General features: G+C 56.8%; 13 protein-coding genes. 10 read left to right on the forward strand and 3 right to left on the reverse strand.

Going from position 1 to position 15,441, the window contains the following annotated elements; translation table 11 throughout:
- The first annotated feature begins 150 nt into the window (after positions 1–150).
- The 9 genes from AFL22_RS04165 to AFL22_RS04205 all read left to right on the forward strand — a co-directional run bounded on the left by AFL22_RS04165 (position 151) and on the right by AFL22_RS04205 (position 10,095).
- Positions 151–1,110 carry an isoaspartyl peptidase/L-asparaginase gene (locus tag AFL22_RS04165; protein WP_010254371.1) on the forward strand — a complete coding sequence of 320 codons (960 nt, stop codon included), beginning with the start codon at positions 151–153 and terminating at the stop codon, positions 1,108–1,110.
- Positions 1,111–1,119: 9 nt separating this feature from the next.
- On the forward strand, positions 1,120–2,976 hold the full coding sequence (locus tag AFL22_RS04170; RefSeq protein WP_050679482.1) for a dipeptide ABC transporter ATP-binding protein: 1,857 nt from the start codon (positions 1,120–1,122) through the stop codon (positions 2,974–2,976).
- A 54-nt stretch (positions 2,977–3,030) separates the two neighbouring features.
- A complete protein-coding gene (gene gsiB, locus AFL22_RS04175; protein ID WP_010669736.1) occupies positions 3,031–4,566 on the forward strand; it encodes a glutathione ABC transporter substrate-binding protein GsiB in 1,536 nt (511 codons plus the stop codon).
- A gap of 46 nt (positions 4,567–4,612) precedes the next feature.
- Positions 4,613–5,542 carry a glutathione ABC transporter permease GsiC gene (gene gsiC / locus AFL22_RS04180; RefSeq protein ID WP_052270855.1) on the forward strand — a complete coding sequence of 310 codons (930 nt, stop codon included), beginning with the start codon at positions 4,613–4,615 and terminating at the stop codon, positions 5,540–5,542.
- A complete protein-coding gene (gene gsiD / locus AFL22_RS04185; RefSeq protein WP_010254377.1) occupies positions 5,539–6,444 on the forward strand; it encodes a glutathione ABC transporter permease GsiD in 906 nt (301 codons plus the stop codon). Before gsiC ends, gsiD begins: the two co-directional genes overlap by 4 nt.
- Entirely contained in the window at positions 6,441–6,890 is a 450-nt protein-coding gene (locus AFL22_RS04190; protein ID WP_010254385.1) for a DUF4385 domain-containing protein, read from the forward strand. Before gsiD ends, AFL22_RS04190 begins: the two co-directional genes overlap by 4 nt.
- 516 nt (positions 6,891–7,406) lie before the next feature.
- Positions 7,407–8,042: a carbonic anhydrase gene (locus AFL22_RS04195; RefSeq protein WP_010254395.1), complete on the forward strand. Its 636-nt coding sequence runs from the start codon at positions 7,407–7,409 to the stop codon at positions 8,040–8,042.
- A 141-nt stretch (positions 8,043–8,183) separates the two neighbouring features.
- On the forward strand, positions 8,184–8,843 hold the full coding sequence (locus tag AFL22_RS04200; RefSeq protein WP_052270856.1) for a DUF3313 domain-containing protein: 660 nt from the start codon (positions 8,184–8,186) through the stop codon (positions 8,841–8,843).
- A gap of 115 nt (positions 8,844–8,958) precedes the next feature.
- A complete protein-coding gene (locus AFL22_RS04205; protein ID WP_052270857.1) occupies positions 8,959–10,095 on the forward strand; it encodes a PQQ-dependent sugar dehydrogenase in 1,137 nt (378 codons plus the stop codon).
- A 209-nt stretch (positions 10,096–10,304) separates the two neighbouring features.
- Here the strand turns inward: AFL22_RS04205 and AFL22_RS04210 are convergent, their stop codons facing one another.
- Complete coding sequence (locus AFL22_RS04210; protein ID WP_033785519.1) at positions 10,305–10,961, reverse strand: HAD family hydrolase; 657 nt, start codon at positions 10,959–10,961, stop codon at positions 10,305–10,307.
- A 272-nt stretch (positions 10,962–11,233) separates the two neighbouring features.
- Between AFL22_RS04210 and AFL22_RS04215 the strand changes: the two genes are divergently transcribed.
- Positions 11,234–12,436, forward strand: a complete 1,203-nt coding sequence (locus AFL22_RS04215) for a serine hydrolase (RefSeq protein WP_010254406.1) — start codon at positions 11,234–11,236, stop codon at positions 12,434–12,436.
- A 222-nt stretch (positions 12,437–12,658) separates the two neighbouring features.
- On the opposite strand, the gene ybjG is transcribed toward AFL22_RS04215, so the two are convergent.
- Both ybjG and AFL22_RS04225 read right to left on the reverse strand, forming a co-directional pair.
- The gene (gene ybjG / locus AFL22_RS04220) at positions 12,659–13,264 is read right to left on the reverse strand and encodes an undecaprenyl-diphosphate phosphatase (RefSeq protein WP_010254408.1); all 606 of its coding nucleotides are present in this window, start codon (positions 13,262–13,264) and stop codon (positions 12,659–12,661) included.
- 403 nt (positions 13,265–13,667) lie between these two features.
- Positions 13,668–15,356, reverse strand: a complete 1,689-nt coding sequence (locus AFL22_RS04225; protein WP_010254410.1) for an aspartate:alanine antiporter — start codon at positions 15,354–15,356, stop codon at positions 13,668–13,670.
- Positions 15,357–15,441: the final 85 nt, after the last annotated feature.

Here is a 15,441-nt window from a genome sequence, read left to right on the forward strand (position 1 = left end):
ATATGGCGGTAAGAAAAGGTTATAACCACAGGAACAGTTTCCGCTTTACAACACTTAGCAGGCTTTCTATAGTCAAAAATCACCAAAAATGGGTGAAAACCATTTTAAATCAGTGTTTTTCGTCCTGATGCAACCACAGGGTAGATCGTTATGGTCAATGCAGTGATCGCCATTCATGGAGGCGCCGGTGCCATTACGCGCTCAGCAATGAGCGCCGAAAAAGAGCAACTCTATCGTCAGGCGCTACACGATATTGTCACTCAGGGCCAGCAGATACTGGCTCAGGGCGGCAGCGCACTCGATGCGGTGACCGAAGCGGTGCGGCTACTGGAAGAGTGCCCGCTGTTCAACGCCGGTAAAGGCGCGGTCTTCACCCATCAGGGCACCCATGAACTCGATGCCTGCATCATGGATGGCCGCACCCTGGGTGCAGGGGCGGTCGCGGGCGTAACGCGGGTACGGAATCCGGTGCTGGCGGCACGTGCCGTGCTGGAACATAGCGAGCATGTCCTGTTTATCGGCGAGGGCGCAGAGCAGTTTGCTGAAGCGCACGGGCTGGAAACGGTCACGCCTGATTACTTCTCGACTCCGGAACGCTGGGAGCAGTTGCAGCGCGCGCTGAACAGCGATACGGCAGTGCTGGACCATGATGGTGCCGCGCACAGCGATGACCCGCTCGACCCGGACCGTAAGTTTGGTACGGTGGGGGCCGTCGCGCTGGATCTTGAGGGCAACCTCGCGGCCGCCACGTCAACGGGCGGTATGACCAACAAGCAGGCCGGACGGGTCGGCGACTCGCCGCTGCCGGGCGCAGGCTGCTACGCCAGTAACGACAGCGTGGCGGTCTCCTGTACCGGCACCGGGGAAGTCTTTATGCGGACGCTGGCGGCCTACGATGTGGCAGCGCAGATGCGCTACGCCGGGCGCTCACTGCAGCAGGCCACGGTTAATGTTATTCATGACAGTGTGCTGGAGCTGGGCGGCAGCGGGGGGCTGATTGCCGTCGACCGCGCAGGCAACGTAGCGCTGCCTTTCAACAGCGAAGGGATGTATCGCGGTGTGGCGCGGGTTGGCGAAGTGGCAGACGTCGCTATCTATCGCGAAAGTTAAGGAGCAGAGATGAGCGACAGGCAAACGTTACCGCCGCTGGCCCCTGAGCAGGTCCTGGCGGTGCGCGATCTCAATGTGCGTTTTCAGCACGAAACCACCGTCACTGACGCGGTGCGTCATTTGTCACTCGATCTGTTTCGCGGCGAAACGCTGGCGCTGGTGGGGGAGTCAGGCTCGGGGAAATCAGTGACCTCGCTGGCGCTGATGCGGCTGATTGAGCAGGCTGGCGGGAGGGTCAGCGGCGAGGTGCTGTTGCGGCGTCGCAACGGCGACGTGCTGGATCTGATGCGCGCTTCAAAAGGTCAGATGCGGCGGGTGCGCGGTGCAGATATGGCGATGATCTTTCAGGAGCCGATGACCTCGCTGAATCCGGTCTTCTCCGTGGGCGAGCAGATTGCGGAATCCATCCGTCTGCATCAGGGCCTGAGCCACGCCGGCGCGCTGGCCGAGGCGCGCCGGATGCTGGATCTGGTACGAATCCCGGATGCGCAAAATGTGTTATCCCGCTTCCCGCATCAGCTGTCGGGCGGGATGCGTCAGCGCGTGATGATCGCCATGGCGCTCTGCTGCAAACCGGCCCTGCTGATTGCCGATGAGCCGACCACCGCGCTCGACGTCACCATTCAGGCGCAGATTTTGCAGCTTATCCGCGTGCTGCAAAAAGAGATGCAGATGGGGGTGATTTTTATCACTCACGATATGGGCGTGGTCGCCGAAATGGCCGATCGGGTTCAGGTGATGTATCGCGGCGAAGTGGTAGAAAATGCTCCGGTCGCTGAGCTGTTCAGCGCACCGCAGCAGCCCTATACCCAGGCGCTGCTGGCGGCGGTGCCAAAGCTCGGTTCGATGCAGGGCCAGCCCCTGCCGGCCAAATTTCCGTTGCTGCACAGCGATGCCGTTGATGACGTTCCGCAGGATACGGTTCGCCGCCTGCAGCCACCCATTTTGCAGGTGCGCGATCTGGTCACCCGCTTTGATATTCGCGGCGGCCTGCTGAACCGCGTCAAAAGCCGGGTGCATGCCGTCGAAAAAGTCAGTTTTGATCTCTATGCCGGTGAGACACTGGCGCTGGTGGGAGAATCTGGGTGTGGTAAATCGACCACCGGGCGATCGCTGCTGAAGCTGGTTGCCAGTCAGGGTGGCACCCTGACCTTTGACGGACAGCGAATAGACCATTTGTCAGGTGCCGCGCTGGCCCATCTGCGACGCGACATTCAGTTTATCTTCCAGGATCCCTACGCCTCGCTGGATCCCCGGCTGACGGTTGGCTTCTCCATTATGGAGCCGCTGCTGGTTCACAAGGCGATGCCGCGTCGCGAGGCGGAGCAGCGCGTTGCCTGGCTGCTGGATAAGGTGGGTCTGCTGCCGGAACATGCTCAGCGCTATCCCCATGAGTTTTCCGGCGGCCAGCGTCAGCGCATCTGTATAGCCCGCGCGCTGGCGCTGAATCCCAAAGTGGTGATCGCCGATGAGTCCGTCTCGGCGCTGGATGTGTCAATTCAGGCGCAGATTATTAATCTGATGCTCGACCTGCAGCGCGAGTTTGGCATCGCCTTCCTGTTTATTTCTCACGATATGGCGGTGGTGGAGCGTATCAGCCACCGCGTGGCGGTGATGTATCTCGGTCAGATTGTCGAGATGGGGCCGCGTCAGGCGGTGTTTGAGCAGCCTCAGCACCCTTATACCCGAAAACTCATGGCGGCGGTGCCGGTAGCCGATCCGGCTCACCGGCGTCGCGAACGAGCCTTACTGGTCGATGAGATCCCCAGCCCGATTCATGCGTTAGGGGATGAACCTGAAGTGGCGCCGCTGATGGAGGTGGCTCCGGGCCATTTCGTCGCCCGCCACGTTATCAGTGCGACCTGAACAGTGACGATGTCGCCCCGGCGACCAACCCGACAGGGATTACAGGAGAACAAGATGCAGATTACGATGCGTAAAGGGTTACTGGCGGCTGGCGTGTTAAGCAGCGCAATGGCATTGCCCGCCTGGGCAGCACAGGATGCGGTGATTGCCGTCGCGTCCAACTTCACCACTCTCGATCCCTATGACGCCAACGACACGCTGTCGCAGGCGGTCGCGAAATCCTTCTATCAGGGCCTGTTTGGCTTTGATAAAGAGATGAAGCTCACCAACGTGCTGGCTGAGAGCTATCAGGCCAGCGCCGACGGCCTGACCTACACCATCAAACTGCGTTCCGGAGTTAAATTCCAGGATGGCACTGACTTCAATGCGGAAGCGGTAAAGGTCAACCTCGATCGTGCCAGCAATCCGGATAACCATCTCAAGCGCTACAACCTGTTTAAACATATCGCCAGCACCGAAGTGGTGGATCCAACTACGGTGAAAGTGACGCTGAAAGAGCCGTTCTCCGCCTTTATCAACATTCTGGCCCATCCGGCGGCGGCGATGATTTCACCCACCGCGCTGAAAAAATATGGCAAGGAGATCGGTTTCCATCCGGTAGGAACCGGCCCGTTTGTGTTTGAAACCTGGAACCAGACCGATTTTGTGAAGGTGAAAAAGTGGGACGGCTACTGGAAGCCGGGCTATCCGAAGCTGGACAGCATTACCTGGCGACCGGTGGTGGATAACAACACCCGCGCGGCGATGCTGCAGACCGGCGAAGCGAACTTTGCTTTCCCGGTGCCCTATGAGCAGGCAAAACTGCTGGAGAAGAACAGCAAGCTTGCTGTGGTAACGACGCCATCGATTATGCAGCGTTACATCAGCCTTAATGTCACTCAGAAGCCGTTCGACAATCCAAAGGTGCGTGAAGCGCTGGAGTATGCCATCAACCGTCAGGCGCTGGCGAAAGTGGCGTTCTCCGGTTACGCCACGCCCGCTACCGGCATCGTGCCGCCCACCATCGACTTCGCTCAGACCTATCCGGCCATCAGCTACGATCCGGCCAAAGCGAAAGCCCTGCTGAAAGAGGCGGGTTACCCGAACGGGTTTGAAACCACGCTCTGGTCGTCACACAACCACAGCACCGCGCAGAAAGTGTTGCAGTTCACCCAGCAGCAGCTGGCGCAGGTTGGCGTGAAAGTTAAAGTTACGGCGATGGATGCGGGTCAGCGTGCCGCTGAAGTAGAAGGCAAGGGCCAGAAAGAGAGCGGCGTGCGCATGTTCTACACCGGCTGGTCCGCCTCAACCGGCGAAGCGGACTGGGCGCTGACGCCACTGTTTGCTACTACGGCCTGGCCACCGGCGATCTTCAATACCGCGTTTTACAGCAATCCTAAGGTCGATAAAGATCTGGCAGATGCGCTGAAAACCACTGACCGTGCCGAGAAAGCGCGTCTCTACAAAGATGCGCAGGATACCATCTGGCAGGATCATCCGTGGATCCCACTGGTGGTTGAGCAGCTGGTTTCTGCCAACAGCAAAAACCTCAGCGGTTTTTATGTGATGCCCGATACCTCATTCAATTTCGATGAGGCAACTCTGAAGTAACGGAGCAGGCCAGCCCGCGAGGCTGGCCGCAGCTGCAGGATGTTGCATGTTTAACTATTTTCTCAAACGACTCTTTGGGCTGATCCCCACGCTGCTGATTGTGGCGGTGCTGGTGTTCCTGTTTGTTCACCTGCTGCCGGGCGACCCGGCGCGTCTGATCGCCGGGCCGGAAGCCGATGCCTCGGTGGTGGCGCTGGTGCGTCAGGAGCTGGGACTCGACCTGCCGCTGCCGCAGCAGTTCTGGCACTTTATGCTGAATGCGCTGCAGGGCGATTTCGGCCAGTCGATGGTCTCGAAGCGGCCGGTCGCGGAGGAGATCGCCTCACGCTTTATGCCAACTTTGTGGCTGACACTGGTCAGCATGATCTGGGCAGTGATTTTTGGCATGTCAATCGGCATCGTTTCCGCTGTCTGGCGCAATCGCTGGCCCGATCGACTGGGGATGACGCTGGCGGTGTCGGGCATTTCGTTTCCCGCCTTTGCACTGGGCATGCTGCTGATGCAGGTCTTCTCGGTGGAGCTGGGATGGCTGCCAACCGTCGGGGCAGAGAGCTGGAAACATTACATTCTGCCCTCCATCACCCTGGGTGCGGCGGTGGCGGCGGTGATGGCGCGCTTTACCCGTGCCTCGTTCGTGGAGGTGATGCAGGAAGATTATATGCGGACCGCCCGGGCCAAAGGGGTGCGCGAGTCGCTGGTGGTGGTCAAGCATGGCCTGCGCAACGCCATGATCCCGGTGGTAACGATGATGGGGCTGCAGTTTGGTTTCCTGCTGGGCGGATCGATCGTGGTCGAGGTGGTGTTTAACTGGCCGGGCCTGGGGCGACTGCTGGTCGATTCCGTGGCGATGCGCGACTACCCGGTTATTCAGGCGGAAGTTTTGCTGTTTTCACTGGAGTTTATTCTGATCAACCTGTTTGTCGACATGCTCTATGCGGTGATTAATCCCGCTATTCGCTTTAAGGAGTCGCGATGAAAAACTGGCGACGCGAAGCGGCACTGAAAACGATGCCGCTGATTGCGGAGAATCGGGTGCGAACGCCGTGGCGTGAATTCTGGCGGCGTTTCAGAGGACAGCCGGTGGCGCTGCTGGCCGGGCTGTTTGTGCTGGTACTGATTGTGCTGGCGGTTATCGCCCCATGGATTGCGCCGTTCGACGCAGAGAACTACTTCGATTATGACCGGCTCAATGACGGCCCCTCGCTGATGCATCTGTTTGGCGTCGATTCGCTGGGGCGCGACATTTTCAGTCGGGTGCTGGTCGGCACGCGGATTTCCCTGATTGCGGGCTTCTTTTCGGTAGTGATCGGCGCGCTGATCGGCACATTCTTTGGTCTGTTAGCCGGCTATTACGAAGGCTGGTGGGACCGCATCACCATGCGTATCTGCGATGTGCTGTTTGCCTTTCCCGGCATTCTGCTGGCGATTGCGGTGGTGGCGATTATGGGCAGCGGCATGAGTAATGTGATTGTGGCAGTCGCTATCTTCAGTATCCCGGCTTTTGCCCGGCTGGTTCGCGGCAATACGCTGGTGCTGAAGCATCAGACCTATATTGAGTCGGCACGCAGCATCGGCGCTTCTGACTGGACTATCCTGATGCGGCATATCCTGCCCGGCACGGTATCGCCGATTGTGGTCTATTTCACCATGCGGGTCGGTACCTCAATCATTACCGCGGCCAGCCTGTCATTTCTGGGGCTGGGCGCACAACCGCCTACGCCGGAGTGGGGTGCAATGCTGAATGAGGCGCGGGCCGACATGGTTATCGCGCCTCACGTGGCAATTTTCCCCAGCCTGGCCATCTTCCTCACCGTTCTGGCATTTAATTTACTCGGAGACGGGCTGCGCGACGCACTTGATCCTAAACTAAAGAGATGAAACCTTTCGATTATGATCAGGACTTCAGCACTATCGACTTCCGCCAGCACCCCGAGCTTTATCAGGTCGGGCGTGGTGAGCAGGGCGTGCTGATGGTCGAGCCTTATAAAGGCGAAATACTGCCACACTGGCGTTTTCGTACCGTTCCCATTGCTGAAGAGTCGGCTGAGAAAATCATGGCGCTGTTTGAGGAGTATCGGCGCAAAGATGATTTTGTCGGCATGGATATGGCGCGCAAATTTATTCAGATGGGGTATACCCGTGCGCGCCGTTACAGCAACCACAAGGGCGGACGTAAATATGACGCAGATGGCAAGGAGCTGCCGCGCGGCGTCAACGAGGAAAAAGCCGCGGCGGCGGCTGTTTTCAAAGGCTACTGGGACAAACTTCGTGCAGATGAAGACTATCTGCGACGTAAAAAAGCGCATCAGCAGCAGTATGGCTAAGCGTTAATCCTGCTCTCCCGGCAGCTGTTACCTCCTGCTGCCGGGGTTGTTTTAATGACCCCGTCCTGCTCAATCCTATCCCTCATTTCTTGCCTGCAACGGTTCTGCTGCAGCGCCCGTGCTGCCAGATGCGCAGCCGTTTCGCCACGCCCTAAAACGCCGTAGCCCGCCACGCTTGCCAGATAAGGTCAGACGGCAGCAGAAGAGAAACCTTTTCTGCTGGCGAGCCGGGGGCGTAAAGTAGTGAAAAAACGCGTAAAAGCCGATCCACAGCACAGGCAAAAAAACGGGCGGTTCAAACCGTGCTTTTTCCAATAACTTCCCGTGCTATAAAAAGAAATTGGCTGCGGAGCCTCTGACTGATGAACAAGCGAAACGCTGACAGTGGCCGCTGTTTAGAGCATCCGGTAAAAGGCGGGTTGATATTCACTTGTTTTCATTAATAATAAACGGGCAAACCCCACTGAGGGGGCTATGCCCCTCAGGTAATGAAATGGATAATGTGAGAGCTAAATAATGAAAGAGATCATCAACGGATTTCTGAATTTCCAGCAGAATGTGTTTCCTGAAAGGAAGGATCTTTTCAAAAGCCTGGCATCAAATCAAAATCCGAAAGCGCTGTTCATCTCCTGTTCAGACAGTCGTCTGGTGCCTGAACTGGTGACGCAGCAGGAGCCAGGAGAGCTGTTCGTTATCCGCAATGCGGGCAACATCGTTCCCTCATTCGGCCCGGAGCCAGGCGGTGTCTCCGCCACTATCGAATATGCGGTGGTCGCGCTGGGCGTCTCCGACATCATCATCTGTGGTCACTCTAACTGTGGTGCCATGAACGCCATCGCCTCCTGCGCCTGCATGGATACCATGCCTGCGGTTGAGCACTGGCTGCGCTATGCCGATGCGGCAAAAGCGGTGGTTGAGCAGCGTGAGTATGACTCGCCAGAGAAGAAGCTGAACGAGATGGTCAAAGAGAACGTCATCGCCCAGCTGAACAACATGAAAACCCATCCTTCCGTCTCCGTCGCGCTGCGTAACGGTAAGCTGCGTCTGCACGGCTGGGTTTACGATATCGAAAGCGGCACCATTATGGCGCTGACCCAGGGGGGCAAACAGTTCATCACCCTGTCTGAGAATCCTGATACCTGCTTTGAGTAATCTTTTTCGCCCGCTGTGCTCTGCAGCGGGTTTTCCTGCTATTTATTCTGCATAACAGCGTTAAATCGCCTCTGTTATTCTGCATTTCCCCTCTGGCTTATCTATGCTTGCTTAAACCTTCCTGATACAAGCGAGTTGATGATGCGTAAAACTTCCGTTGCTGCTCTTCTGGCGGTCTCTGCCGTGCTGCTCAGTGGTTGTACTTCTCATGTTGCTGATAAGCAGCAATATTCAGGTTTTTTAAGCGATTACAGCCAGTTGCAACCGACGTCGTCAGCCAGTGGTGAACCGACTCTGCGCTGGATATCACCTGACTATCAAAGCAGCCATTATAAAGATGTGCTTTATACATCGCTGATCTACTACCCGGCGGCGCACCCCACGCCACGCGTCACTCAGCAAACGCTGGATCAGGTGCTCAGTTACACCGAGATCCAGCTAAAAGGCGCGATAGCCACCCGCCTGCCGCTGGTGAATCAGGCTACGCCGCATACTCTGAAGGTAAGGGCCGCCATTACCGCCGTGTCAGCAGAAAATCAGGGCGTGCAGTTTTATGAAGTGGTACCGGTTGCCGCGGTCGTTGCCAGCACCATGGCGGCGTCAGGGCATCGTACTCAGAACAGCGAACTGTTTCTGGAGATAGAAACCAGCGATGCGGTGACGGGCAAACCGATGATCCGGGTGGTTCGCAAAGCCTTTGGCAAAACGGTCAGTAACAGCAATACGCCGATCACCTTTGACGAGCTGAAGCCTGGGATCGATACGATGGTGCGTGACACGGTAAGTTTTAACGCGCCCTGACTCTGACGGGCGACAGCAGAGCGCTGTCGCCCTGATTAATCTTTTGTAAATCCTCAACATCATTGCAGAGGGGCTGACTACGCTTAAGGGCATTCTATCCCGTCAGGAGATCGTTATGGCCCGTTTCTCAACTGCCTTGTTGCTAAGTGGCTCCCTGTTCTGTACCGCCCCCCTGTTTGCCGCCGACGTAAAGGTCGAGGTATTACAGGATAAGTTACAACATCCATGGTCCGTCGCCTTCCTGCCCGACAACAAAACGCTGCTGATTACCGAACGTAGCGGACAACTGCGCAGCTGGAGCCCGGAGAGCGGCCTGTCGCAGCCGATCCAGGGCGTGCCAAAGGTCTGGACAGAACGGCAGAGTGGCCTGCTGGACGTGGTGCTGGCACCCGATTTTGCCACCAGTCGTCGCGTCTGGCTTAGCTATACCGAAGCGAACAGCAATGGCAAAGCGGGCGCGGTGGTAGGCGTTGGCACGCTGAGCAAGGATAACCGGCAACTCAGCGATTTCCGCGAGGTGATTCGGCAGACGCCGATGCTCTCCAGCGGCAACAACATCGGTACCCGGCTGGCGTTTGATACCCAGGGCTATCTCTGGATCGCCTTCGGCGATAACTTTGCCAGCAGCGCTGCGCAGGATCTCGATAAGCTGCAGGGCAAACTGCTGCGGCTCAACGCCGATGGCAGCGTGCCGGACGATAACCCGTTTGCGAAACAGCGCGGCGCACGGCCAGAGATCTGGGCTTATGGTTTGCGTAATCCGCAGGGGCTGGCGCTTAACCCCTGGACCGGCAAGATATGGGAAAATGAACATGGCCCGCGCGGCGGCGATGAAGTGAATATCATGGAGCGGGGCAAGAATTACGGCTGGCCGCTGGCAACCTACGGCATTGACTATAGCGGTGACAAAGTGCCGGAGTCACAGGGCACACAGGTTGCGGGTACCGAACCGCCGCTTTATCACTGGAAGGATTCTCCGGCCATCAGCGGCATGGCGTTCTACAATAGCGCCCGTTTTCCGCAGTGGAAAAACTCGCTGTTTATCGGCGCTCTGAAAGAGAAAAACCTGATTCGTCTGAGTATCAACGGCGAGAAAGTGGTGGAAGAGCAGCGTCTGCTGGACGATCAGAAGGCGCGCATTCGCGATGTGCGTCAGGGGCCGGATGGCTGGCTCTATGTGCTGACCGATGAGGCCAATGGCAAGCTGCTGAAAGTGGGATTAGCGCAGGACGCTGGCGCGTCCCGCGGCTAAGAGCCTGTCCCCAGGCTATTTTATGTGTCAGTCTGGGCCCGGACAGTGCTCACACAGGCTGCTTTAGCAACCTGAACGCCCGTCAGGGCGGCCCTGAAGGGGCGAGCGCAGCGAGTAATCCTCACGGACCACGTGTCCGTTTCGGTTGTGCCGCGCTGTCCGTGTCCAGGCTGCCAGCAACAGTTACGCCTGATGGACCAGGCTCTGAGTCAGCGCGCCCAGTGATAAACCTGCCAGCCGCGGTTTAACGCTTCCTGGTGTAACTGTTCGTCAGGGTTGATGACATGGGCATGATCGGCCTGTTCCAGTAGCGGCAGGTCGTTCATCGAATCGCTGTAGGCCCAGGTGCGGTCAAAGGCCTCGTCCTGCTGCAGCGCTTTCCAGTCACCCAGTCGCGTGACTTTGCCCTCTTTATAGGTCATGGTGCCGTAAGTGTTGCCGCTGTAGCGCTCGTCCACGATTTCAACGCCAATCGCCAGCGCGCCGCAGGCACCCAGCTTTTCTGCAATCGGCACCACCAGATGCTCGCCGCTGGCGGAGATGATCATGACCTTGTCGCCACGCGCCCGGTGCCACTCAATCCGCTCGCGGGCTGCAGGATAAACGCGTGGCATGATGTCGCGGTGAATGAAGCGGCGCACCCAGCCTTCAACGGTAAGCGTGGCCATGCCCGCCAGAGGGGAGAGTGTTTTATTCATATACTCTTCAATCGACAGCGTACCGGCATAGTACTGGCTCATTAATGCCTGTTCCTGATCAATCAGTTCACTGGGGGCGAATCCCTGTGATACCAGCCAGCGCAGCCACAGGCTGGTGCTGTCTTCACAAATGAGTGTTTCATCCAGATCAAAAAGGGCTAAGTCCATGGTCGGTCTCCTCGGCTGACTGGCGTTCAGGTTAACTGATATTTGTGACGGGCTTAACTCTTCTGCGAAAAATCGGAATTTCACGCAGTTTTGATAGCGACAGAATCGGGGAAAAGCGGCACGCGCGCGGCACTTATGCCAGGGTTACTCTACTAAACTCTAAAAAACTTTACGATTCGACGGTTTTTTTCGCTGCCGTCAAGGGTTAGCGTTTGAGTGAGAATTTTCTGCCCCTGGAATTTCGATTTAACAAGGACAATCCGGCCAAGCCCATGACAAACACTCGCTTCACATCTCGCCTGCGGCACCTTGCTGCCACTTCATTACTGATTCTTGCCCCCGTCAGCGTTTTTGCTGAGCAGGCTCCCGCCGCGCCAGGCATTGATGCTAAAGCGTGGATTCTGATCGACTACGCCAGCGGTAAGGTGTTAACCGAATCCAGTGCCGATCAGCGCCTCGACCCCGCCAGTCTGACTAAAATGATGACCAGCTATGTTGTGGGTCAGGCGATTAAAGCGGGCAAAATCAAGCCGGATGACCTGGTTACCGTCGGACAGGATGCCTGGGCCACCGGCAACCCTAAGCTGCGCGGCTCGTCGCTGATGTTCCTCAAGCCGGGCGATCGTATTCCGGTGCATGAGCTGAATAAGGGAATCGTGATCCAGTCCGGCAATGACGCCTGTATTGCGCTGGCGGATTATGTGGCGGGCAGTCAGGATTCGTTTATCGGCCTGATGAACAACTACGTGAAGGCGCTGGGACTGCAGAATACCCACTTTATGACGGTGCATGGTCTGGATGCAGAAGGGCAGTACAGTACCGCGCGTGACATGGCGCTGATTGCTCAGGCGCTGATCCGCGATGTGCCCGAAGAGTACGCGCTGAATAAAGAGAAAGAGTTCACCTTCAATAATATTCGCCAGATCAACCGCAACCGCCTGTTGTGGAGCACCAATCTCAAGGTTGATGGCGTCAAAACCGGCCACACCTCAGGCGCGGGGAATAATCTGGTCGCTTCAGCAACCGAAGGGGATATGCGTCTGATCTCGGTGGTGCTGGGCACCGCCAGCGATGCGATTCGTTTCCGCGAAAGTGAAAAGCTGCTGACATGGGGCTTCCGTTTCTTTGAAACGGTCACGCCGATTAAAGCGGATGCGCCGTTTGCGCAGCAGCGGGTCTGGTTCGGTGATCGCAGCCAGGTCAATCTGGGCGTAGCGAAAGATGCTGCGCTGACCATCCCTAAAGGGCAGATGAAGAATCTGAAGGCGAGTTTCAGACTCACTACGCCGCAGCTCGAAGCCCCGCTGAAGAAGAATCAGGTGGTCGGCACCATCGATTTCCAGCTGGACGGAAAAACGATTGAGCAGCGGCCGCTGGTGGTGATGCAGGATGTGCCGGAAGGCGGGTTCTTCAGCCGGATGATTGATTTCGTGATGATGAAATTCAATGGCTGGTTCGGGAAGTGGTTTTCATAAGTAAGCAGGGACGCAGGCTCGTACTGCGTTGAGCCCGAGCCTGCACAGGGAACAGGGTCAGATCGGAAAGACGCAAAATCCGTCATCCATGACACGCTCGGCCCGCGCCGTCCCTGGCGCGGGACGCTTTCCTCCTCTGACCCTGTTCCCTGCGCTTTAAGCTTATTCGCTGCGGTAAATCCGGGTTTGCCACAGTGCTGGGGACGCTAAGGCGTCCCTTTCTTAATCCTGCGTCCAGCCTTTGCGAATCGGCACGGCAAACAGCGACCGATAGAGTGGATTGATCACCGCCAGCATCCGCTCGCCATAGAACTGCCACGCCAGATGCGAAGCCAGACAGCTCAGCAGCCCCACCAGGAACCCGCCCAGCATATCCATTGGCCAGTGAACGCCAAGGTAGACCCGCGACCAGGCAATAGCGCAACCGGCCACCATCAGAACCACACCTGACCAGAGGCGATGCCAGAAGATAAAGGCCAGTGCAAAGGTGAATATCGTGGTGCCGTGATCGCTGGGATAGGAGTCATCGGCGGCGTGATGCAGGAACTGATAACCAAAACCGATAGCGAAAGGGCGGGGATGCGGCAACAGCTGGCCCACAGACCAGGAGATCGCCAGCGCATAGATCAGCGCCATACCGGTTTTCAGTACCAGCACCCGCTGCGAAGAAACCTGATCGCGCGGTCCCCAGAGCCACATCGCCACGATTAACAGCGGCACAATGGCGATCAGATCTTTGGCAAAAAACGTCGCCAGCTGCAGTAACCAGGCGGGTGAAGCCGGTGTGGCATTAATGGCAGTAAACAGTGAATGGTTCAACTCTTCCATTTCGGGATAAATTCCTCAGCAGACAGTCCGGTTAACGGCAGCTGGCAGCATCCCGCCAGCCCGGTCCGATAACAGCGGCAAAAAAAACGGTCAGCGACAGCACGCTCACCCAATCAGTCAGCACAAATTGCTAACTAAACAGCGGTCTATCCTGCTTTTTACCGTTTTGTTCGTCTATAGAAAGGCTCTTAATCTGCCGTTGAGTTGTGTAACGGTTTAAGTTTTATGACACCTGCAGTTGCGAATCAGGCGGGGAATGACGGGGAGGGACGAAAAAAGGCATAAAAAAACCCGCCGGGAAAAAGACCAGCGGGCTCCACAATTTGGGGATTTCAAAGAAAAGCAGTGGCACTTATTATGACTATCCCTTAACAATAAAGTTCTGGACGCAGGCAAAAAAATTTTATAAGGGCAATATCGGCCAGATAATCACAATCAGCGTTCCCGCCAGCGTCAGCAACACGTTGGCGATGGCATAGGTCCCGGCATAGCCCAGCGCCGGGATATTGCTGCGTGCCGTATCACTGATGATCTCCATGGCCGGTGCGCAGGTACGTGCGCCCATGATGGCGCCAAACAGCAGGGCGCGGTTCATCCGCAACACATAAGCACCAAACAGATAGCAGATGATCACCGGAATCAGGCTGACCAGCAGGCCGCACAGCAGCATCAGCGCACCATCGCTGCTCAGGCCATGATTAATGCCGCTACCGGCACTCAATCCCACTCCCGCCATAAACACCATCAGACCGAACTCTTTCACCATAGTGAGCGCGCCCTGCGGAATATAACCAAAGGTTGGATGGTTGGCGCGCAGGAAGCCGAGCATGATACCGGCGAACAGGAGGCCCGCGGCGTTACCAATACCAAAACTGAAATTGCTGAACTGGAAGGTGATCAGACCAATCATCAGACCCACGATAAAGAAGGCGCAGAAGGCTAAAAGATCGGTCATCTGACTGTGAATCGCGATAAAGCCAATGCGATCCGCCACGCTTTTCACTCGTCGTGCCTCGCCGCTGACCTGCAGCACATCACCTTTGTTCAGCATGATACTGTCGTCGATCGGCATCTCAATCTGACTGCGTATCACCCGGTTCAGGAAGCAGCCGTGATCGGTGAGGTTTAACTTGCTGAGGCGTTTGTTTACCGCATTGTGGTTTTTCACCACGATCTCTTCAGTGACGATACGCATATCCAGCAGGTCGCGGTCAAAAACCTCTTTGCCGTTGCGGAAGCTGGGGTCGAGCCGGGCGTGAGCATCGGGATAGCCCACCAGCGAGATATCATCACCGAGCTGCAACACCGCATCGCCATCGGGACTGGCGAGAATACCGTTGCGGCGGATGCGCTCAATGTAGCAACCGGTCTGACGATAGATACCCAGTTCGCGCAGGTTTTTGCCGCCGCTCCATGCCACCAGTTCCGGACCGACGCGATAGGCGCGGATCACCGGCAGGAAAACTTTGCGCTGGCTGTCCGCATCCAGACCGCGTTCCCGGGCGATCTGCTGGGCACAGGTGGGCAGATCCTGATGTTGCAGACGGGGCAGATAACGTGCGCCGAAAATCAGACTGACCAGGCCTATCAGATAGGTTACGGCATAGCCGAGGCTCAGCTGATCCTGCATCAGTCCAAGCTGTTTCGGATCGCTGATGCTTTGCCGCAGGGTATCGCCCGCTCCGACCAGCACCGGCGTTGAGGTCATCGACCCGGCCAGCATGCCGGCGGTGAGACCGATATCCCAGCCAAAGAGTTTGCCCAGTCCCAGCGCCAGCAGCAGCGCGCTGACCACCATGACGATGGCGAGCATGAAATAGTTTTTGCCGTCGCGAAAGAAAATGGAAAAAAAGTTGGGACCGGCTTCGACGCCGACACAAAAAATAAACAGCATAAAGCCCAGACTCAATGCATCGGTATTGATCGTAAAGTGCTGCTGGCCTAATAAGAGCGAAACCACTAATACGCCAATCGAATTTCCCAGCTGAACCGAGCCCAGACGCAACTTACCCAGACAGAGGCCGAGCGCTAAAACGACAAACAATAACAAAATGTCATTTCCGCTTAACAATCCTGCGACGTTAATATTCACTGTTTAACTTCTTGTTTACATGTAACCTATTGAAGAGTAGCCTGTTTTTCGCTATCGTGAGCAGGCCGTTGAGGTGCTGTTGCAT

This window comes from Pantoea sp. CFSAN033090, assembly GCF_001264395.1.
Classification (GTDB): domain Bacteria; phylum Pseudomonadota; class Gammaproteobacteria; order Enterobacterales; family Enterobacteriaceae; genus Pantoea; species Pantoea agglomerans.